We start from the raw sequence: 21791 nt of genomic DNA on the forward strand, positions 1-21791 counted from the left end.
TTCTTAAAGGTATATTGATTATGTCCTTAATTAATATTTATTGCTTCTGGGGGATGTGTTTTTTCGAGTTCCGGTAAGTATAGTAACTTACCAAACTTTTAATATATATGTTTTATATATATAATATTATGTCAAGAAAAAGTGAAATTAATGTGGATAATAAAACTAATATTACAGAGATTAGAAAAGAATTAGCTGGATGTAAAGATACTGTAAGGTATTATGAACGTCTAATAGCTATGGAATATATTTTAGAAGGTCATACTATCAAAGAAGCGTCTGAATTTGTTAATGTGTCATATAATACAGTCCATAGATGGGCTAAAATTTGTGAAAAGAGTGGATTAAGTGGTTTAAAACCTAATTTTGGTGGTGGAAGACCCTCTAATTTATCATTTGATCAATTAGTTGAATTGGACCAATATATAATGAATCATAAAGGTATGACCCAATTAGATGTATTAAATCATGTTAAAAATGAATACGAGGTTGAATATAGTTTAAAACAAATAGGGTTTATCGTAAAGAAATTAGGATACAATTATAGTAAAGCATATCCTAGATTTTCTAAAACTCCCGATGATGCCGAAGAACAACTAAAAAAAACTTAAAAGAACATTATGTAACTCAAAAAGACATAATAGTTTTATTTGACGAATCCTCATTTCAAAATCAACCTAATAGAATTAGAACCCTATATAAAAAAGGAACAAAGAATATGGCAATTGTTTCACCATATAAATTTAAAGTAAATGAAACAGGTTCATTAAAATTAATGGTAAAAGTGATTTACTCACTACTCACTCTTCAACAGCTCTAGAAGTAGCTTTAGCATTAATAAATCTTAGATTATCTAATATGAATAATTTAAATAACAAAGATATACTTTCAACAATAATTAATGATATAGACCTTTCTGAAGAAGAAGTAACGAAGGGTTTAAACTCTAAAAATATGCCCAAAGATAAATTCTTAGAACTTATTGGAAAAACACTAGATAAATATAGTGAAGAAAATTTAGAAACTATTGCAAGAATTTTAAGTAAAAAATGTAAAAGCGTTTCGACAGATAATGTCTCTAAAAGAAGAAATGAACAAAGAGAAATTATTCTAGAGTCAATTGATACAGAACTAGTTAGAGAAATATGTAATAAAAAAGACAGAATATGTTTAATTTTAGATAATTACAGCACTCACAGATCAAAATATATTCAAGAAGTGGCTAAAATATTGAATATTACTTTAATTTATTTACCACCTTATTCTCCACATCTAAACCCTATAGAACAGATATGGAGAATATTAAAAAGAAAACTAAAACAATACGACTTAGAATCAGAAGAATTTCTCAATAATACAATAATCCAATCCTATGCTGAAATAATCAATGATAATCATGTCATTGATAACTGGTATGAAAAATATATACCAAAAGTTTGGTAAGTTACTATAATAATTTTTTCAAAGTTTATATTCATCTCATATTTCCAATTGATAAAACTAATATAATATTAAGAATATATATTAATAATATAATAGGATAATATATCCCATAATATTTTTACGTTTATATCAAATTATATTAAATCTTTTTACGGAGGATTATATTGAATGTCTAATTTAGAGAAAGCACAAGAAATAAAAAACTTGACAAAAGAACATCATAAATGGATGAAAAACAGTTTGAACATGATTGCCAGTGAAAACATCACTAGCCGAGCTGTAAGAGAAGCGGTTGCAACTGATCTTTCCCACAGATACGCTGAAGGACTTCCTGGTGAAAGATTATATGAAGGATGTGACTACATTGATGACATTGAACAGATAACAATCGACTTGTCAAAAGAGTTATTCGGCTGTGACCATGCAAATGTACAGCCAACAAGTGGTGTAGTAGCAAACCTTGCATGTTTCTTTGCAGTAGCAAAACCTGGTGACACATTAATGAGTATCAACGTACCTGAAGGAGGACATATCAGTCACGCTGGTGTAAGTGCAGCAGGTATAAGAGGACTTAAGACAACATCCGTTCCAATGGACACCGAAAGGATGAATGTGGACATGGATAAACTTGCAGCAAAAATGAGAGATAAGGAACCTGAAGCAATGGTACTTGGAGGAAGTTTATTCTTATTCCCACAGCCAGTCAAGGAAGCAGTGGAAGTAGCACAGGAAACAGGTACAAAGGTTATTTATGACGGAGCACACGTGTTAGGATTAATTGCAGGAAAACAATTCCAAGACCCGGTAGCAGATGGTGCTGACATGATAACTGGTAGTACACATAAGACCTTCCCTGGACCACAGGGTGGAATCATCCTCTGTAAAGAAGAATTACATAAAAAGATAGATAACTGTGTATTCCCGGGTGTGGTAAGTAACCATCATCTACATCACATGGCAGGACTGGGTATAGCAACAGCTGAAATGCTGGAATTTGGTGAAGACTATGCAAAACAAACCATAGCCAACGCTAAGGCATTAGCCCAAAACCTCTATGAATTAGGATTCAATGTATTATGTGAAGACCAGGGATTTACAGAATCCCATCAGGTAGCTATGGATGTAGCAGAACTTGGTGATGTCTCCAAAATGGCAAAAACACTTCAATACAACAATATAATCCTAAACAAAAACCTTCTTCCATGGGATGACGTAAATAACAGTGACAACCCATCAGGTATCAGAATGGGAACACAGGAATTAACACACCGTGGACTTAAAGAGGACAACATGAAAGACGTGGCCGAATTCATTAAAGCAGTAGTTATGGATAATAAGGATGTAACAGATGATGTAACCGAATATATGAGTAACTACACAACCGTACACTATGCATTTGATGAAGGTGCTGAAGGTTACGACTACATTGAATTTTAAATAAAAACAAGTAAATAAAGGGTTTTAACAACCTTCTTATCCAATTCTTTTTTTGGTATGGATTCTTCTGGGAGGTTATCTAAAATATGTTAAATATTGTCAGAAGAAATCTAGGCAGATTATTTAAGTTATCAATATTTCTCTTTTTAGAGGTATTGTTGTTTTTTATCATTAACAATTATTTTTCACTGATTACAATCACCGACTTCAAAACAACATTCATGATAATTGTTTTTCTATCAATTTTAAATGCAATATTATGGCCGACAATATCATATATTTCACTGAGATTTATTGTATTCACATTGGGCTTTGGAACATTTCTGATTGACGGGTTGCTGCTATGGCTCATGAGTAGTTATCTGGGCGGGTTTCAAATAAGTGGATGGTCACTCTTTCTAGTACCTCTGATAATAGGACTTATAAACTCCCTGCTATCAATACTTCTAAGCGTTGACATGGATGAATCATATTATCAGCGTATTTTAAGAAATCAATTAAACAATGATAAAATCAGTAAAAAGGATGGATATCTCTTTATTGAAATTGATGGACTGGCAAAAGATGTTTTAACTGATGCAATAGATAATGGACATATGCCTCATCTGAAACGATTGCTTGAATCCACACATAAATTATTATCCTGGCAGACAGATTTATCCAGTCAAACCAGTGCATCACAGGCAGGAATATTACATGGAAACAATGAAAATATAGTGGCATTCCGTTGGGTTGAAAAGGAAAATGATAACAGGATAATATCATCAAACTCCTTGGCCGATGCAGGTAAAATAGAAAAAAGAATATCAAACAAGAAAGGACTATTGTCAGATCATGGAGCAAGTAGAAGTAACCTATTTTCAGGTGATGCAGAGGATTATCTTTTAACCTACAGCAAGCTTAAGAATTTCTATTCCAAATCATGGTATTATCTGTATTCAACGCCATATTTCATTGCCAGGTTGTTATTATTGTTCGCATTTGATATGCTGATGGAAGTAACCTCAAGGATAAGACAACTCATTACCAATAAAAAGCCACGTATGCATAGGGGACTTAAATATTTCATTGCAAGGGCGGGGGCAAATGTCGTGATGAGAGAAGCATCAACATACTCATTGATAGGGGATATATATTCAGGTAAATATAACGTGATATACTCGACATACATGGGTTATGATGAAATAGCACATCACTCTGGTATAAGGGATTTTGATTCATTCTATGCATTAAAACAGATTGATAAACAGTTTAAGCACATACTTTATGCTATTGATCATTCAAATCGAAAATATAATATTGTAATTTTATCTGATCATGGACAATCACAGGGGCCAACATTCAAACAGAAATATGATAAGACATTGGATGATTTGGTTCAAGAAAACATACCTGAAACAATGAAAATCCACAGTATACTTCATTCAAATGATGATCACCTGCTTGAGACGATAAAACTTAAGTCATACATGAAATATAATAAGCAAAGAATCACTAAAAAAATCGACAACACCAAAGACAATATCGCCGGGCGTATCGACAATACCAAGGACAGTATCGCAAATCGTCTCGACAATAGTGTGGAAAATATAACCGAACGTGTGGATAGCTCAAGGCAACAACTTTCAAATATCAAAATAAAAGCACGTAATAAATTACCCATAGATGAATTTAAAAATAAGAAGGTTTTAATAAAAGGTAATGAACCAATAATGGATAAATTAAACAAGATAAACGATGAATATTCATTGGATGTGGATTTGAATAATGATGAAGTTATAACTAAGAATGAAGCACAGTCAATAGTACTTGCCTCGGGGAATCTGGGATTAATATACTTTACTGACTGGGGTGGCAGGATGACTTATGAACAGATTGAAGATGCATTTCCTAATCTAATAACTACTCTTGCAAATCACCCCGGAATAGGATTTGTACTGGTAAAATCAGCATTATATGGCAGTATTGTATTGTCTGATGACAATGTATACTATCTGGATGATAATAAACTGGTAGGAGAAGACTTCTTAAAGGTCTATGGAAAGAATATCATTAAACAGCTTAAAAGAACGGACAAATTCAAACATGTACCAGATATACTTGTAAACAGCACATATGATGTTGAAAATGACGAGGTTTATGCCTTCGAAGAGTTGATAGGAAGTCACGGTGGAGCAGGTGGATCACAGCAACAGCCATTTATCCTATGTCCACGTGACTGGTCAGATCCTGGTGAAATATTCGGAGCCCAGAAGGTGTATAAGTTCTTTAAGGAGAATATAAATAGGAAGTAATTGATTAATTTAATTTTTCTTTTTTTCTATTATTTTTTCCATCTTCAATATAACAGGCAGTATGTCATAGGGGTGTCTGCAGGTTTTAATATTCTCTATTTTCTCCAGTTTTCTTGTATTTTCCGCATCTATTGGTCTGATGTATAATTCTATTTCTCTGCCGATGATTATAGCTTCCTCTGGGCACGTGTCAACACATTTTTTGCAGCAGGTACATTTCTTTGTATCAAGTATTGGTGGAGTCAATGCATCAAAAGCACATGCGTTTATACATTTGTTACATTCTATGCATAACTTTTTATCAATGTATGGTGGTATAATGGTGGTAATTAATCCTTCATCATAGTCTACAGGTACAACTACGCATTTTATCTGTCCTTTACCTGATTGTGCGGCTACATTTGTTACAAGGGTATCCGCTATCCCATGCACGATTTTAGCCGTGGTATTTGCCGTGGTAGGGGAGATTACTATCAAGTCATATTTGTCGTGTGTGAGCTTTCCCGAAAAGGGGTAGCTGTATTTTTGTTCTTCTTCTTTTATCATCTTGTTATTGGGATTTCTGTCCATGATTTCTTCAATATTCTTATCATAACCGTATAGTTTAAGAACTTCCCTGCCTGCACATGAGTAGATTATTGTCAGTTCATGTTTGTATGATAACTTTTCTAGTACATCTATACTTTCCTTTAATAGATGACCCGCACCTGTTATTGCCCATAGTATTCTCATATTTCACACCTTTTTCAGTATTATCTTCGTGATTTCCGGTGGACAGTTTATTCTTAGCCAGAATGCGTTTGTTCCAATTCCCCTACTTGTATATTGGATCATTTCATTTACCTTATACTCTCCTGAAGGATATTTAAGGAAATTTTTTCCCCTTATTGGTGTTCCTATCTTGGGTATGCTTATCTGACATCCATGGCTATGGCCGGATAATTGAAGTATGAATGGATCATATCTGCTTGTTATGTCTGCAAAGTCAGGTTCATGTGCCAGCATGATTGCAGGTGAATTTTCATCTATCCTTTCCATTATTTGATTTATATCATCCTTATCATAGGTTATACTGTCTACGCCGGCTATTTGAAGTTTTGAACCATCTTTATATATTGTATATACCTCATTTTCCAGATTTATGATGTTACATCTTTCAAGTGAATGTTTAACTTTAACGGGATTTATCCAATGATCATGATTTCCAAGTACTGATAATATGGCATCTTCTGCTTTCAGGTGTTTTAATGTTTCTTCAAGGTCATCAAGACAATCATCCACCTTATATGATACATAATCTCCAGTTAATACTATTAAATCAGCATTTTCTTTATTAATTAACTCTACAATTCCCATAAGTTTTTCTTTGGTAATCCACTGTCCAAGATGTATGTCTGTTAACTGTATAATTGTATAGTTATCAAATGCACTGTCAATCTTGTCTGATTCGATTTCTACACTTACAACTTCAAACTCATCCACGTTGAACTTTCCTTTCTTTAGCTTGTTTCGTGTATAATTCATGGCTGTTTGTATTTTTTTCCTGGCATAGGGAGGAGTATCGGGTGGTATTTCTTCGTTATTCATAAACATTCACCAACTTGACTTTAGTATTAATCTTTATGTTTTTCATATTTATACTATTTTCTCTTAATTCAAGTATGTATTTTGTATTATCATCTTTTGGTATGAATATATTCCATGGATTTAATGTTGTTGTTTGACTTTTTCTTTCCATAAGTGTTTACACAATATTTATTATATTGTATTGTTTGAAAAGGAAGATCTGAATTAATGTGGGTTAATATATTTTTTATAATTAAAATTTTTTTGATACTTTTTATCTCAGTATTATCTCTTATTGATATTGTTAATCATTTTTTTTGGGAAGTGTTGGGAAGTGTTGGGAAGTGTTGGGAAGTGTTGGGAAGTGTTGGGAAGTGTTGGGAAGTGTTGGGAAGTGTTGGGAAGTGTTACTAAAAGTGTCTAAATCATCGTATTTTTACTTTTAGGGATTTTATTTTATTTTTTTATTCATCATACTATTTCATTATTCTCATCTTTTTGAATTTTTTTTGGTAACTCATGTACTATTTTTGGGAAGTGTTGGGAAAATATTATTAATGACAAAAGTATATAAATTGTATTAATAGTTGGTGTACTTATGGTTCTAAAAATATTTATAAGTAGTGTAAGGAATGAATTTGAAGAAGAACGGATGTATTTAAAACAAAAATTGATGGAAGATTCAAATTTAAATAAGTATATTGAAATATTTTTATTTGAAACGGATGTAGAATCTACTTCACAAGCACCTCCTGAAATTTATATTAATGAAGTAAGAACTTCTGATATTTATATTGGTATAATAGGTTCAACATATGGTAATTTGACTGATAAGGGTATATCTGCTACAGAATTGGAATATAATGAATATAGTAAACTTAAGTCATATTATTACTTCTATGTTAAAAATCTTGAAGAAAGAGAAGAACGTACTTTGGAATTTTTACATAGGATCCAGAATGAAGCAACTTATACTACATTTGATACTAAAGAAGAACTTTTTTATGAAGTAAAAAGAAGTTTATTATCCTATATAAATTCAAAACTTTCTTCATCCGAATTTGATTTATCAATCATAGATAATTCCTCTATTAATAATGTAGATATTAATGTGTATGATAATTATTTCAATATATTAACAGATGATGCATTATTATCTTTAAAACAATATCGAAACAAAGAAGAGATATTAACATTAATTAAAGCAGGTAGTATTTTAAATAATAACTTTCATCTTACAAATGCAGGTGCATTATTTTTTAGTAATGATATAGAAAAATTTGGTATAGAACATGAAATAAAGATGGTTCGTTTCCAAGGAGAAGATAGATTAACCATAATTGATTATCAAGAATCACACGCACCAATTCCTATTCTACTGGATGAGGTTGAAAAGTTTTTTAGAAGAAATACAAGGCATGGTGTAATTGTGAAGGATTGGGGTCGTGTAGCCATTCCGGAATATCCTATTGATGCAATTAAAGAAGCAATAGTTAATGCTATTGCTCATAGGGATTACACCATAGTTGGAGATACAATAACATTTTATATTTATTCTAATCGGATTGAAATAATAAGTCCTGGTCGTTCATTAGTTCCAATAGAAGATTTAGGGAATATAAATCCTGTCCATAGAAATAAAGCATTATGTAATATTTTCAGATATACAAAATATATGGAACATGTTGGGACAGGTATTTTACGCATGAAAGAGTCAATGAAAAATGAAGGATTATCTGAACCTGAATTTCATAATTTCACGAACAATTTCAGAGTAACATTCTATGGTCGTAAAAATACAGAACAATTACCATTAAAATTAACTAATAATGATAAAATAATTAATTTAAATGAATTAAACTTAAAAGATCGTCAGATTACAGCATTAAAAATGATGTTAAATAATAATTATATTTTCACCACTAAGAAATACATTGATAAATTCAAAGTATCTAAATCAACTGCAGCAAGAGATTTAACTGAGTTAGTTGATAAAAATTTAATATCAAAAGAATCAGATAAAAGACCTATATTGTATTTGAAAAAATAATTCATTATACAATCGAAAAAATGGGGAAGTTAAATTATTGAAATTCATATAAATTATTGGAAATAGTAACATCATATTAGTCATATATATTTTCAGAATATAATTTGCTCGAAAAACTTTTTAATCACTTTTTTATATTTTTTTTAATTTTAATTGTATTATTTACTTTTATATCATTATTTTTTATACTATTTTTGGGTAATTCAAGGATATATTTTGTATTATCATCTTTTGGTATGAATATATTCCATGGATTTAATGTTGTTGTTTGACTTATTCTCATATTCTTATCTATGTATATCAAGTCAATGGGTACCAGCATGAAAGAGGTATGTATTGATGAGCAAAATCTATTTGAATATTTTTGTTTGAACAGTAATCCGCTGAATTTTTTCTTTCCCATAAGTCCAAATAATCGTTTTTTGAATGTATCTGCACATTCTACTTCTATATTATAATCATTAATTGTTATTTTATACATAATATTTTAACTAAATAATATTTTTATCAGTATTATTATTTAAAACTTAATCATTGATTAATTCATAGTTTATAATATTAAATAATCTAAGTTGAATAAATTGATTTAGTTTTTATTCAAATATTTGATAGGATTAATTTCGTGTTTCAAATTATTTTTTAATAGTGGTTTTACCAATATGGATAAACTATTAAATATTTAACAGATAAATATATAAATAGGATAAAATTTTTATTAACAATTTTAATCTAAATAATTTCATAAAAATAAGATAACAATAACTTAAAATAATAAAATCACTACCTGAGGTGTATTAATGCGCAATATAAAAATAGAAAAAGCAACTCAAAAACCAATAGAACAAAATGAAATAGAAATAGTTGAAAGAAAAGGAATAGGACATCCTGATAGTATAAGTGATGGAATAGCAGAAGCAGTAAGCCGAGTACTATCACAAACATATAAGGAAAAAGCAGGACATGTACTCCACCACAACACAGATGAAGTACAAATCACTGCCGGTGAATCAGATCCAAAATTCGGTGGAGGACAAATAATAAAACCTATCGAAATCCTACTAACCGGTAGAGCTGCAAAGGAATTCACCCTACCAAACGGTGAAACACACAAGGTAGGAGTAGACACAATAGCAATAGAAGCAGCAAAAGAATTCCTAAAAGATACAATCATAAACCTTGACGTGGAATATGGGACAGTAGTAGAATGTAAAATAGGACAAGGATCAGCAGACCTAAGAGATGTATTCCAAAGAACAGATCAAATACCATCCTCAAACGACACATCATTCGGTGTAGGATTTGCACCACTATCACAGACAGAAAACCTAGTGCTTAAAACAGAAGAACTCTTAAACAGCAAAGACTTCAAAAAACAATATCCTCATGTAGGAGAAGACATCAAAGTAATGGGGCTACGTGAAAAGGATAATATAACACTAACCATTGCAGCAGCATTCGTATCAAAATATGTTGACGATGTAGATGCATACCTAAACATGAAACAGGAATTAAATGACATAGTAAGGGATTTAGCAGCAAAAACAACAGATTACTCAGTAGATACATTAATCAACACAGCAGATGACGAATCCAAAAGAGACGAATCCGGTTACTACTTAACAGTAACAGGTACAAGTGCAGAAATGGGAGATGACGGATCAGTAGGAAGAGGAAACCGTGCAAACGGATTAATCACACCAAACAGGCCAATGAGTATGGAAGCAACCAGTGGTAAAAATCCAATCAACCACGTAGGAAAAATATACAACTTATTATCCAATGAAATAACAAAAGAAGTAGTAAGTGATGTTGAAGGAGTACAAAACATTGACATGATAATCTTAAGTCAAATAGGAAAACCAATCGACCAGCCAAGAACCGCAACAGCACACATACAAACAGAAGAAGGATACTCCGTGGATGATGTAGAAGATGATGTTGCAAAAATCATAGACAAATGGCTTGCAAACATCACAGATATAAAAGACTTCATGCTTGAAGGAAAACTCAGAACATTCTAGATTATGGATAAAAATCCATAACCAAACCACTTTTTTTTTTAAATTTAGAGTGTTGGCATAAATTATGTTTTTTCACTCTTGAGTAATAGTTTTATACACTTACTAATTTATTAGCATCTGTTTTAGTTAAAATTTAAAATAATTATATTATTAATACTTATCATGACTCCCCTTTGAATACTTATCAGATGCTCGCATTTTATTTATATAGTATCTATGAATAATATAATAATATAATCATGTAATATGTTATGTCTTTATAATGGGGGACTGTTATGAATGTTTATCATTAAACATTTAATTGTTAGATATTATGTGATTATGTTTATTCAGTTATTATAGGGGAGGTGAACTAAGATAGGTATTATGTCAGATGATTGTGTTTTATTAACTCAAAGTATTCTTATTCGTGGTCTTACCATGAAACAATATAATGTTTTGGTGGATATTTCCTTGAAACTTAACTCTTTGAGAAATTGTGCGGTGGAAAAGACGCCATTTGTTAAATCTACTGATAAAAAGCATTTTAAGAAAATTAATTTTAAATCAATAATTAGCAAGGTCAAAGAGGAATTTAAGGTGGATTATTCTTTTCTTCAGGCTCATTTAGCTAATGCTGCTATAAAAAAGCATGTTGAATCATTCAATAGCTATGTTGAGTTGAAAAATAAAAAAATTGATGGTGAATATGATCAAAAGGTTAATCCGCCTAAAAAACATGAGAATTATCGATTACATAACATTATAATTCCCCGAGAATCTATTACTTCTTCTAAAAAGAAGCTAAGTGGGGGTTTTATAGAATTGCCATTAAGTAGGGAGTATAAGAAAGTGTTGGAATCAAAGAATTGTAGACCTAGAATAAAAATTCCTGAGAATATACGAGATAAAAAGATTATTCAAGTGGAAATCATTCCTATAAATAATGGAAAGATGTTTAAGGCAAATTTCACTTATGAAGCTGAAAAAGAGCCATTGGATTTGGATAAGGATAAGATTATGGGTATTGATCCTGGTGTAAATAATTTTGCAACAATTGTTACAACCGAAGGGCCTCACGTGCAATTGTGGACGGGAGAAAATTAAAAAATCAAATATACTTCAAATGTAAGAAAACAGCACACTACAGATCAATTCTTGATAAGCAAGGACGTAAAACATCCAATAGAATCCGAAAAATAAACCAAAAATTCAAAAACATACAAGACAACTTCCTCAACCAAACAGTAAACTTCATCATAGAAAGATGTAAAGAACAAGATGTAGGTACAATTGTGCTTGGATACAACAATAATTTCCAGCACAAGACCAATATGGGAAAAAAACAAAACCAAATATTTTCACACATAGCATTCAAACAATTCAAACAAAAACTAGAAACACGATGCCAAATACACGAAATAGACCTTATAATACAGGAAGAATCATACACAAGCCTAAGCAGCTTCCTAGATGAAGACATACTACCAAAATACCAAGAAAAAGATGATGAAAAAGAGGAGGATGATGTGGAATATGAATTCAAAGGTAAGCGAATCAAACGCGGATTATACGAAACACAAAATGGAAAAATTATTAACGCAGATGTAAACGCTGCAGCCAATATTATAAGAAAATGTAAGCATGGGTTCGATTTTGAGCTATTGTGTAAGTGGGTCCAGACTACTCCAAGTAAAATCAAATTATAACCAAGACATCCAGATATATAATAGATGCGATATAAAAAAAATGTTTATCCCTTATTGTCCATTATTGTTATTATCACATGTTTGTTGTTATTTGATTTGAACAAAGGCAAAAGAGAGTATTCCATGCAGTATGATTATTTCTGGGTTTTAAATCTTTTATAATAAAAGAAAGAGAGGTTGTACTGTTTATTGTTTACTTGCTTTAAAATGAAAAAATGGTTGTATTATCTATTATATATGTTTATGGAAGTTTTTTTTCTTCTTGACTTATATGAGTAATACTTTTTTTTGTTTTAAAATACTTTTGGCCAAGTCTCATTTATTTAACCCTACATATTTTATTGATTTTCATCCTTTTGAATACTATTCTTGCTAATAAACTTTAACATTATCTTATAGAATATCTTAAATGGAAGTTTCTTAATTATATTGCATGGAATGTCCGGATGAAATTCACTATCAATTAGATTATTCTCTCTCCAGTACTTAGCATCTATTTCTATTGTATTGCCTGCTGCCATTGCCCTCCAGATGTTATACATGAAGAGTGCCTTCATGCTTGGACTTTTAAGTTTTCCTGATTTAACGCTATTGTAGAAATTCAGGGTAACCTTATCCGTTTTTTCCTTTGTCTTAAGTGGAAGGTATCCATGACCATCATGGGCATGTATGAACGACAATACAAATCTTTGGTTATAACCCATGTTTCTAAGGTTTTCATCCATGTAACTTGCTACCTTCTTATGGCCGTTTCCTGCTGTTGTAACGACTATCAATGCCTTCTTGTTAAAAAAGCATGGTCTGTGATAGCAGTATGCCAGGTGATCAAAGAATGTCTTTATAAGTCCTGTGACATTTAGCACATAAACTGGGCTTGTTATGATAAGTCCGTCACATTCTTTCATCTTCTCAACGATAGGTGCTATTTTATCTTTATGTGGACATTTATCTTCTCCATAGTTAAAGCAGTTATAGCAGGCAGTACATTGTGGTAGGTCTAAGTCAATCAAGTCAATTTCATCATAGGTGTTTTCTTCCTGTTTATCCAATGTTTCCTTAATTCTTTCTACTATTTTCCATGTGTTTGCTCTTCGAGGGCTTCCATTTATAATAAGGTAATTCAATCTTAACACTCCTTGCTATTATATATGTTCTTCTTATGGATATTCTTATCCTTTATAACATATTGTGATAACTTATAAGTTATATCTTTAATATGTGGATTGTCTATTCATATAAGTGTGATTCGTATTATTCTCTATTTTTTGATTAAGTATTTTTTTATAAATTAATTTTTGTTTATTCTTATTTTTAGTTATTATCTCTATTTATTTTTTTATTTAATTAGAGTGTTGGCATAAAGTCTGTTTTTTCACTCTTGAGTAATACTTTTATACGCTTACTATTTATTAGCATCTGTTTTAGTTAAAATTTAAAATAATTATATTATTAATACTTATCATGACTCCCCTTTGAATACTTATCAGATGCTCTCATTTTATTTATATAGTATCTATGAATAATATAATAATATAATCATGTAATATTTTATATCATTATTAATATGAGAGTGTTATGAATGTTTATTTGGGAACATTTTGTTAGATATTATGTGATTATGTTTATTCAGTGATTATAGAGGAGGTGAACTAAGAGAGATTATGTCAGATGAAAATGTTTTATTAACTCAAAGTATTCTTATTCGTGGTCTTACTAAGAAACAATATAATATTTTGGTGGATATTTCCTCGAAACTTAACTATTTGAGAAATTGTGCTGTGGAAAAGACACCATTTGTTAAATCTACTGACAGAAAGCATTTTAAGAAAATAAATTTTAAATCAATAATTAGCAAGGTCAAAGAGGAATTTAAGATGGATTATTCTTTTCTTCAGGCTCATTTAGCTAATGCTGCTGTAAAGAAGCATGTTGAATCATTCAATGGTTATGTTGAGTTGAAAAATAAAAAAATTGATGGTGAATATGATCAAAAGGTTAATCCGCCTAAAAAACATAAGAATTATCGATTACATAACATTATAATTCCAAAAGAATCTATTACTTCTTCTAAAAAGAAGCTAAGGGAGGGTTTTATAGAATTGCCATTAAGTAGGGAGTATAAGAAACTTTTGGAATCAAAGAATTGTAGACCTAGAATAAAAATTCCTGAGAATATACGAGATAAAAAGATTATTCAAGTGGAAATTATTCCTATAAATAATGGAAAGATGTTTAAGGCAAATTTCACTTATGAAGCTGAAAAAGAGCCGTTGGATTTGGATAAGGATAAAATTATGGGTATTGATCCTGGTGTAAATAATTTTGCAACAATTGTTACAACCGAAGGGCCTCCATATATCATGGACGGGAGAAAATTAAAAAATCAAATATACTTCAAATGTAAGAAAACAGCACACTACCAATCAATTCTTGATAAGCAAGGACGTAAAACATCCAATAGAATCCGAAAAATAAACCAAAAATTCAAAAACATACAAGACAACTTCCTCAACCAAACAGTAAACTTCATCATAAAAAAATGCAAACAACAAGATGTAGGTACAATTGTGCTTGGATACAACAATAATTTCCAGCACAAGACCAATATGGGAAAAAAACAAAACCAAATATTTTCACACATAGCATTCAAACAATTCAAACAAAAACTAGAAACACGATGCCAAATACACGAAATAGACCTTATAATACAGGAAGAATCATACACAAGCCTAAGCAGCTTCCTAGATGAAGATATACTACCAGAATACCAAGAAAAAGATGATGAAAAAGAGGAGGATGAAGTGAAATATGAATTTAAGGGCAATAGAATCAAACGTGGATTATACGAAACACAAAATGGAAAAATTATTAACGCAGATGTAAACGCTGCAGCCAATATTATACGAAAATGTAAGCATGGGTTCGATTTTGAGCTATTGTGTAAGTGGGTCCGGACTACTCCAAGTAAAATCAAATTATAACCAAGACATCCAGATATCATAATAGATGCGGTATAAAAAAAATGTTTATCCCTTATTGTCCATTATTGTTATTATCACATGTTTGTCGTTATTTGATTTGAACAAAGGCAAAAGAGAGTTCTCCATGCAGTATGATTGTTTCTGGGTTTTAAATCTTTAATAAGAAAGAAAGAAATGTTATGCTGTTTATTGTTTACTTGCTTTAAGGTGAAAAAATGGGTGTATTATAAAATATATGTTTATGGAAGTTTTTTTTTCTTCTTGACTTATATGAGTAATACTTTTTTTTTGTTTTAAAATACTTTTGGCCAAGTCTCAATTAGATTCATGATTTATAATTCTTATGATTTATTTATTTTGTTTTAATGTGGCGTTTGAAAAGATGGTTGAATTATTATGACTTTCTTTTTTTTCTGAGAAATTTGTCGGATTTATTACAAAAAAATAACATTGTCATATTCTTCTCGTGTTAAAAAAGGAGATTGATTTATGATTAGTTGGTATGGGTTTGTTGGTTGTTTAAGAGTAATGTGAGTTTGTATAAGTCTGTTTCTGTTTTGTATTTTATATTTATATGATTTTTATAAATAATTTGTTAATAATTCTATTATTATTTATTATTTTAATATTTTTATATTATTTTGTTCAGATTTGGTTCTCGTATTTGTGGGGGTAAGTTCTTTTTGTTGATTTCTTCTTAATCCCTTTGTTTGTTGAATAGTTACTTATTATTGTAAGAAGTTACAAATATATAAATCAGTATAATGTTACTTAATCTAAATTTTATGTTAACATTTAATAAACGGGAATTAATCATTTATAAAACCATAAACTCAATTAGGATTAACTTTCCCATCATATAAACTTAAAAGGAGATACTGTATGCCAATACATGAGGTAGAACAGGGTTATAATAAGAATTTAGAAAAGAAAATACAAGATTTCTGGAAAGAAAATGACATATATAATAAGACTAGTCAGTTAAGAGAAAACAGGCCAAAATATTCATTCCTTGACGGACCGCCATACTGTAGTGGTAGAATACACTTGGGAACCGCCTGGAACAAGACAATTAAGGATTCATTTCTTAGATATAAAAGCATGAACGGTTTCAGTCTTAGACGTCAGGCAGGATGGGATACACATGGTCTTCCAATAGAACATAAAGTAGAACAGTTGCTTGAAATTCAAAGTAAACAGGAAATCGAGGAAAAATATGGAATAGATAACTTCGTCGACAAGTGTAAGGAATTTGCAATTAAAAACAAGGAAGATATGACCCAACAGTTTAAGTCAATGGGTGTATGGATGGACTGGGAAGATCCATATGTAACATATGACAACCAGTATATGGAATCCTGCTGGTGGACACTAAAAAAAGCCGATGAAAACGGCCTATTGGAGCATGATAAACGTGTAATCACATGGTGTCCGCATTGTCAGACAGCACTTGCTAATGCAGAGATTGAATATGATGAAATACAGGATCCATCAATCTATGTTAAATTCGAACTTAAAGAACAAGAATTTGAAGGCATGACAAGTTACGTATTAATTTGGACAACCACTCCATGGACAATTCCTGCAAACATGGCAGTAAGTGTACATCCAGACTTTGACTATGCATATGTGAAAGTACAAAACAAAGAAACAGGAAAAGATGAAGTACTTCTAATGGCAGAAGGATTAATAACATCCGTATTTGGCCAAGAAGAAGTGGAAATCATAAAAACAGTCAAAGGAGAACAACTCAAAGGATTGGAATACATTCATCCACTAAAAGAGGAAGTGCCAGCTCAAAAAGAATTCAACCACATGTTAATACTAGGAGACCATGTAACCCTGGAGGATGGTACAGGATGTGTACATACAGCTCCAGGTCATGGGCCTGAGGATTATGAAGTAGGTATGAAAAACGGCATAACACTCTTCTGTCCAGTAGGAGAAGATGGATGCTACACAGAAGAGGCAGGAAAATATAAAGGACAATATATTAAAGACTGCAATCCTGAAATTACACATGACTTATACCATAACAATGCATTACTATATGAAGGAACAATAGACCACCGTGTAGGATTATGTTGGAGATGTAAAACACCAATCATGTACATTGCTACAAAACAATGGTTTATCAAAGTAACTTCAATAAAAGACCAGATGCTAGAACAGGTAGATGCAGTTGAATGGGTACCATCATGGGCAGGAGAAAGCAGATTTAAGGATTGGGTATCAAATGCACGTGACTGGACAATATCCAGACAAAGATACTGGGGAATACCACTGCCAATATGGCTATGTGAAGAATGTGACAATAAGATAGTAGTCGGTTCAAAACAGGAACTAAAGGATTTATCAGGAAATCAAGACCTTACAGGTGACTTTGTACACAGACCACACGTGGATAACATAACAATTCCATGTGAATGTGGAGGACAAATGCATAGGGTACCGGATGTACTTGATGTATGGATAGACAGTGGAGTAGCAGGATGGGCGGCACTACACTATCCGGAAAATCCAACAGAACACTTTGATGAATGGTTCCCATATGACTTTATCACAGAAGGACATGACCAGACACGTGGATGGTTCTACTCACAATTAGGACTGGGAGTAGCAGCATTCGGAAAGGCACCATACAAGAAAGTATTAATGCACGGATTTACCCTAGACTCTGAAGGAAAGAAAATGAGTAAATCCATAGGAAACGTTGTAAGTCCAGAGCAAGTAATAGAAAAATACTCGGCAGACACACTAAGATACTATCTATTGGATGCTAACAAGCCATGGGATGACCTTAAATTCAACTGGGATGAAGTGCAGAATTCATCAAAACTATTTAACATACTATGGAATGTATACTACTTCTCCACTACATACATGAGTCTTGACAACTTCAACCCAACAGAACACAAAAAAGAAGACCTTCACTTCAGACAGGAAGACCTATGGATAAGAAGTCGTATAAACACACTTATCAAAGAGGTAGGAGAAGACATTGAAGCATTAACATTCAACCGTGCAACAGAAAAAATCACGGACTTCATCCTGGAAGATTTAAGCCGCTGGTATGTAAGACTCATCAGGGGAAGAACATGGGTAGAAAGTGACGACCCTGATAAATTGGGTGCTTACTACACATTATACTACACACTAAAAGACCTTATAAGAACATTAGCACCAATAGCACCACACGTAACGGAGGAAATATATCAAAATCTTGTACGTGGAGTGGAAACAGATGAAGTAGAAAGTGTACATATGCTAGACTGGACATACAATGAAGACGAAATAGACACCGAGCTTGAAAACAACATGAACTACATCCGTGACATACTTGAGGCTAGTGCACATGCAAGAGATGTTGCAAGATTCAAGCTACGATGGCCGGTACAAAACATAACAGTAGTGACAGAGGAGGACGATGTAAAAACAGCAATCACATCATTAGAGGATGTGCTTCTTGAACAGGCAAATACAAAAAACATAACCGTAGAGCATGAACTGGAAAACGCCATAGTAATAGCAAAACCTAACATGTCAATTCTCGGACCTAAACTAAGAGGTGACCTGGGTCGTGTAAAGGCATACTTTGAACGTGATGATGTGGATGCAGCTGCAATTCAAAGTGAAGTTCAATCAAACGGTACATATACAATAAGCTTTGATGATAAGGACATAACCCTAAGCGAAGAGGAAATACTATTTGAAAAAGAAGTACCTGAAAACCTTGTAAGCTGTGACTTTGAAGGTGGAAGCGTCTATGTAAATACAGAACTAACACCGGAAATATACTCCGAGGCAATGGCAAGAGAATTAATCCGTCGTATACAGGATATGCGTAAGGACTTGGACTTAAACGTCGAGGCAAATATCCACGTTCAGGTAGAATGCAGTGATGAATTTAAGGAAGCTGTAACACCACATATTGATTACATATCAAATGAAGTACGTACAGAAGATTTGTCATTTGATAAAATCACTGATGGTGATTCATATACAAAAGATTGGAAAATAGAAGAAGAACAGCTAACAATAGCAATAAAAGAATAATATCTAAAAAAATATATACTAAATAAAGGTTGTATGAGTTTATGGTTTTAACTGATGATGAATTAAAATATATAGAAGAAGTATTAGGAAGACAACCTAATGAATTAGAACTTGGAATGATGGACGTAATGTTCTCTGAGCATTGTTCCTACAAAAGCAGTAGACCAATACTAAGAAACTTCCCAACAGATGGGCCTGATGTAATACTCGGTCCGGGGGATGATGCGGGAATAGTAAACCTAACAGATGAATATGCACTTGCAATCGGTATGGAAAGTCATAACCATCCATCAGCCGTCGAACCATACGGTGGAGCAGGTACAGGTATAGGCGGAATCGTACGTGACATCATAAGTATGGGAGCAAAACCGGTAGTGCTACTTGATGCACTAAGATTCGGACATATGGATGATCAAAGGTCAAAATACATCTTCGACTATGTGGTAAAGGGAATCTCCGACTATGGAAACCGTATAGGGGTACCGACGGTAGGTGGAGAAATAGAATTCGACGACAACTTCCAATACAATCCAATGGTAAACGTGGTATGTGCAGGACTAGTAAAGAAGGATGAAATAGTCTACGGATCAGCACCGGTCGTGGGAGACGTATACCTTTTAATGGGTGGAACCACAGGACGTGACGGAATACACGGTGTAACGTTTGCCTCAGAGGAACTGACAAGTAACTCCGAAATAGAGGACAGACCTGCCGTACAGGTAGCAGATCCATTTACCAAGAAACGTGTAATGGAAGCAACATACGAACTCTTGGACACCCTTGACATCCACGGAGTAAAAGACCTTGGTGGTGGAGGACTCACATGTTGTCTATCGGAAATGGCAGATAAGGGTGGAAACGGTTCATGTATCGACCTGGAGAAAATACCGCTAAGAGAGGAAGGTATGACTCCATATGAGATAATGCTATCAGAATCACAGGAAAGAATGGTATTTGCCATAAGTAAGGATGACGTGGAAAAGGCATCCCAGATATGTGACAAGCACGACCTGTCCCATGCTGTTATCGGTGAAATAATAGATAAAAGAGAATTCATAGTTAAACATAACGGTGAGGAAATCTGTCATGCACCAAATATACTCTTTACAGATGCACCTATAATTGAAAGAGAAGCTAAAGCTCCGGAGAAAATCATAAAAGAAGTGGAAATAGAGGATATAGACCCACAGGAAGCACTTCTCAGACTACTTTCAAGTGAGAACATCACAAGCAAAGAATGGGTGTACTCACAGTATGACCATGAAGTACAACTTCACACTGTAGTAAAACCGGGGGATGATGCGGCAGTAATCAAGGTTGATGAGGATACCTCATTTACAATTGGTACAGACTGTAACAGTACACATGTACTCCTTAACCCATATGACGGTGCGGCAAGTGCAGTACTTGAATCAATCAACAATGCTATAACAATGGGTGCAAGACCAGTGGCACTTGTCGATTGTCTTAACTTTGGAAATCCTGAAAAGCCGGAGGTATTCTGGCAATTTACAGAAGCCATTAGTGGTATGAGTGATGTGGCACGTAAATTCAATGTGGCATTTATCAGCGGTAACGTAAGTTTCTATAATGAAACCGAGGGTGTAACAGTAAATCCATCTCCTATTGTAGGATGTGTTGGATTAGTGGATAATAAACATATTAAGACCATGACATATGATGAGGAAGGTGATGTTGTACTATTGCTTGGTAATACATATCCTGAACTTGACGGTTCACAATACTATAAGGAGATATATGACCTGGTACAGGGTTATCCACCTAAACTAAGACTTGAAGAAAACTACTCAGTATCTGTCCTGGTACAGAATTTAATACAAGAATGTAATGATTCAATAACCTCTGTACATGACTTGTCCAAGGGTGGACTTGCAACTGCACTGGCATTAATGAGTATTAAATCAGAAATGGGTCTAAAAGTATGTGTTGAAGATATTCCATCAACAGGTGATTTAACAATCAGTGAAAAATTATTCTCCGAGTCATATAGTAGATTTATAATAACTGTAAAAGAGGATAATCTTGATGAAGTAACATCAATAATTAAAGATGCTGGTGTTGCATATGCAAAAATAGGATTTGTCGGTGGAAATAACCTTGTCATATGCTCTGATGAGGGCAAACTAATCGACGTATCCGTTGATGAATTAAACAAGGCTAACACTACAACCATTGAAGAACACATGGCTTAAACAGTGGATTTAAACATACTTTAAATCCAAACACCTTACTTT

The 21791-nt window shown here is 32.6% G+C and carries 16 protein-coding genes; 11 read left to right on the forward strand and 5 right to left on the reverse strand.

The window, feature by feature from the left end; all coding sequences use genetic code 11:
* Window positions 1–152: 152 nt before the first annotated feature.
* The 4 genes from AW729_RS08125 to AW729_RS08140 all read left to right on the forward strand — a co-directional run bounded on the left by AW729_RS08125 (window position 153) and on the right by AW729_RS08140 (window position 5174).
* Window positions 153–611 (forward strand): helix-turn-helix domain-containing protein, encoded by a 459-nt coding sequence (locus AW729_RS08125; protein ID WP_236951218.1) that lies wholly within the window; start codon window positions 153–155, stop codon window positions 609–611.
* Between the two features lie 247 nt (window positions 612–858).
* A complete protein-coding gene (locus tag AW729_RS08130; RefSeq protein ID WP_112124640.1) occupies window positions 859–1443 on the forward strand; it encodes a transposase in 585 nt (194 codons plus the stop codon).
* 168 nt (window positions 1444–1611) lie between these two features.
* On the forward strand, window positions 1612–2880 hold the full coding sequence (gene glyA, locus AW729_RS08135; protein WP_112124641.1) for a serine hydroxymethyltransferase: 1269 nt from the start codon (window positions 1612–1614) through the stop codon (window positions 2878–2880).
* 86 nt (window positions 2881–2966) lie between these two features.
* Window positions 2967–5174 (forward strand): phage holin family protein, encoded by a 2208-nt coding sequence (locus AW729_RS08140; protein WP_112124642.1) that lies wholly within the window; start codon window positions 2967–2969, stop codon window positions 5172–5174.
* A gap of 9 nt (window positions 5175–5183) precedes the next feature.
* Here AW729_RS08140 and AW729_RS08145 read toward each other — a convergent pair whose 3' ends face one another.
* Genes AW729_RS08145 through AW729_RS11315 form a run of 3 tightly spaced genes read right to left on the reverse strand, consistent with a single transcriptional unit; the run spans window position 5184 to window position 6912 of the window.
* Window positions 5184–5906, reverse strand: coding sequence for a flavoprotein (locus AW729_RS08145; protein WP_112124643.1), 723 nt, complete (start codon window positions 5904–5906; stop codon window positions 5184–5186).
* Window positions 5907–5909: 3 nt separating this feature from the next.
* Window positions 5910–6761 (reverse strand): metallophosphoesterase, encoded by an 852-nt coding sequence (locus AW729_RS08150; RefSeq protein WP_204355176.1) that lies wholly within the window; start codon window positions 6759–6761, stop codon window positions 5910–5912.
* Window positions 6754–6912 (reverse strand): hypothetical protein, encoded by a 159-nt coding sequence (locus AW729_RS11315; RefSeq protein WP_162685861.1) that lies wholly within the window; start codon window positions 6910–6912, stop codon window positions 6754–6756. The genes AW729_RS08150 and AW729_RS11315 overlap by 8 nt, the downstream gene beginning before the upstream one ends.
* 426 nt (window positions 6913–7338) lie before the next feature.
* On the opposite strand from AW729_RS11315, the gene AW729_RS08160 reads away from it, so the two are divergent.
* Window positions 7339–8790 carry an ATP-binding protein gene (locus AW729_RS08160; protein WP_112124646.1) on the forward strand — a complete coding sequence of 484 codons (1452 nt, stop codon included), beginning with the start codon at window positions 7339–7341 and terminating at the stop codon, window positions 8788–8790.
* 124 nt (window positions 8791–8914) lie between these two features.
* On the opposite strand, the gene AW729_RS08165 is transcribed toward AW729_RS08160, so the two are convergent.
* On the reverse strand, window positions 8915–9271 hold the full coding sequence (locus AW729_RS08165) for a DUF192 domain-containing protein (protein ID WP_112124647.1): 357 nt from the start codon (window positions 9269–9271) through the stop codon (window positions 8915–8917).
* Between the two features lie 316 nt (window positions 9272–9587).
* Between AW729_RS08165 and AW729_RS08170 the strand changes: the two genes are divergently transcribed.
* From AW729_RS08170 to AW729_RS08180, 3 genes are all read left to right on the forward strand, one after another.
* Complete coding sequence (locus AW729_RS08170) at window positions 9588–10811, forward strand: methionine adenosyltransferase (RefSeq protein WP_112124648.1); 1224 nt, start codon at window positions 9588–9590, stop codon at window positions 10809–10811.
* A gap of 366 nt (window positions 10812–11177) precedes the next feature.
* Window positions 11178–11897, forward strand: coding sequence for a hypothetical protein (locus AW729_RS08175; protein ID WP_112124649.1), 720 nt, complete (start codon window positions 11178–11180; stop codon window positions 11895–11897).
* Window positions 11879–12499, forward strand: a complete 621-nt coding sequence (locus AW729_RS08180; RefSeq protein WP_162685862.1) for an IS200/IS605 family accessory protein TnpB-related protein — start codon at window positions 11879–11881, stop codon at window positions 12497–12499. The genes AW729_RS08175 and AW729_RS08180 overlap by 19 nt, the downstream gene beginning before the upstream one ends.
* Before the next feature lie 338 nt (window positions 12500–12837).
* On the opposite strand, the gene AW729_RS08185 is transcribed toward AW729_RS08180, so the two are convergent.
* On the reverse strand, window positions 12838–13623 hold the full coding sequence (locus AW729_RS08185; RefSeq protein ID WP_162685863.1) for a flavodoxin family protein: 786 nt from the start codon (window positions 13621–13623) through the stop codon (window positions 12838–12840).
* Window positions 13624–14160: 537 nt separating this feature from the next.
* On the opposite strand from AW729_RS08185, the gene AW729_RS08190 reads away from it, so the two are divergent.
* The 3 genes from AW729_RS08190 to purL all read left to right on the forward strand — a co-directional run bounded on the left by AW729_RS08190 (window position 14161) and on the right by purL (window position 21749).
* Window positions 14161–15480, forward strand: a complete 1320-nt coding sequence (locus AW729_RS08190) for an RNA-guided endonuclease TnpB family protein (RefSeq protein ID WP_112124652.1) — start codon at window positions 14161–14163, stop codon at window positions 15478–15480.
* A gap of 882 nt (window positions 15481–16362) precedes the next feature.
* The gene (ileS, locus tag AW729_RS08195) at window positions 16363–19536 is read left to right on the forward strand and encodes an isoleucine--tRNA ligase (RefSeq protein ID WP_112124653.1); all 3174 of its coding nucleotides are present in this window, start codon (window positions 16363–16365) and stop codon (window positions 19534–19536) included.
* 41 nt (window positions 19537–19577) lie between these two features.
* A complete protein-coding gene (gene purL, locus AW729_RS08200) occupies window positions 19578–21749 on the forward strand; it encodes a phosphoribosylformylglycinamidine synthase subunit PurL (protein ID WP_112124654.1) in 2172 nt (723 codons plus the stop codon).
* Window positions 21750–21791: the final 42 nt, after the last annotated feature.

It is taken from the genome of Methanosphaera sp. BMS (genome assembly GCF_003268005.1).
Lineage (GTDB): Archaea > Methanobacteriota > Methanobacteria > Methanobacteriales > Methanobacteriaceae > Methanosphaera.

Coding starts and splice junctions, on each gene's coding strand:
- AW729_RS08190 (WP_112124652.1), top strand. CDS start 14,161: ATGTCAGATGAAAATGTTTTATTAACTCAAAGTATTCTTATTCGTGGT.
- glyA (WP_112124641.1), top strand. CDS start 1,612: ATGTCTAATTTAGAGAAAGCACAAGAAATAAAAAACTTGACAAAAGAA.
- purL (WP_112124654.1), top strand. CDS start 19,578: ATGGTTTTAACTGATGATGAATTAAAATATATAGAAGAAGTATTAGGA.
- AW729_RS08170 (WP_112124648.1), top strand. CDS start 9,588: ATGCGCAATATAAAAATAGAAAAAGCAACTCAAAAACCAATAGAACAA.
- ileS (WP_112124653.1), top strand. CDS start 16,363: ATGCCAATACATGAGGTAGAACAGGGTTATAATAAGAATTTAGAAAAG.
- AW729_RS08130 (WP_112124640.1), top strand. CDS start 859: ATGAATAATTTAAATAACAAAGATATACTTTCAACAATAATTAATGAT.
- AW729_RS08150 (WP_204355176.1), bottom strand. CDS start 6,761: ATGAATAACGAAGAAATACCACCCGATACTCCTCCCTATGCCAGGAAA.
- AW729_RS08165 (WP_112124647.1), bottom strand. CDS start 9,271: ATGTATAAAATAACAATTAATGATTATAATATAGAAGTAGAATGTGCA.
- AW729_RS08160 (WP_112124646.1), top strand. CDS start 7,339: ATGGTTCTAAAAATATTTATAAGTAGTGTAAGGAATGAATTTGAAGAA.
- AW729_RS08145 (WP_112124643.1), bottom strand. CDS start 5,906: ATGAGAATACTATGGGCAATAACAGGTGCGGGTCATCTATTAAAGGAA.
- AW729_RS11315 (WP_162685861.1), bottom strand. CDS start 6,912: ATGGAAAGAAAAAGTCAAACAACAACATTAAATCCATGGAATATATTC.
- AW729_RS08175 (WP_112124649.1), top strand. CDS start 11,178: ATGTCAGATGATTGTGTTTTATTAACTCAAAGTATTCTTATTCGTGGT.
- AW729_RS08140 (WP_112124642.1), top strand. CDS start 2,967: ATGTTAAATATTGTCAGAAGAAATCTAGGCAGATTATTTAAGTTATCA.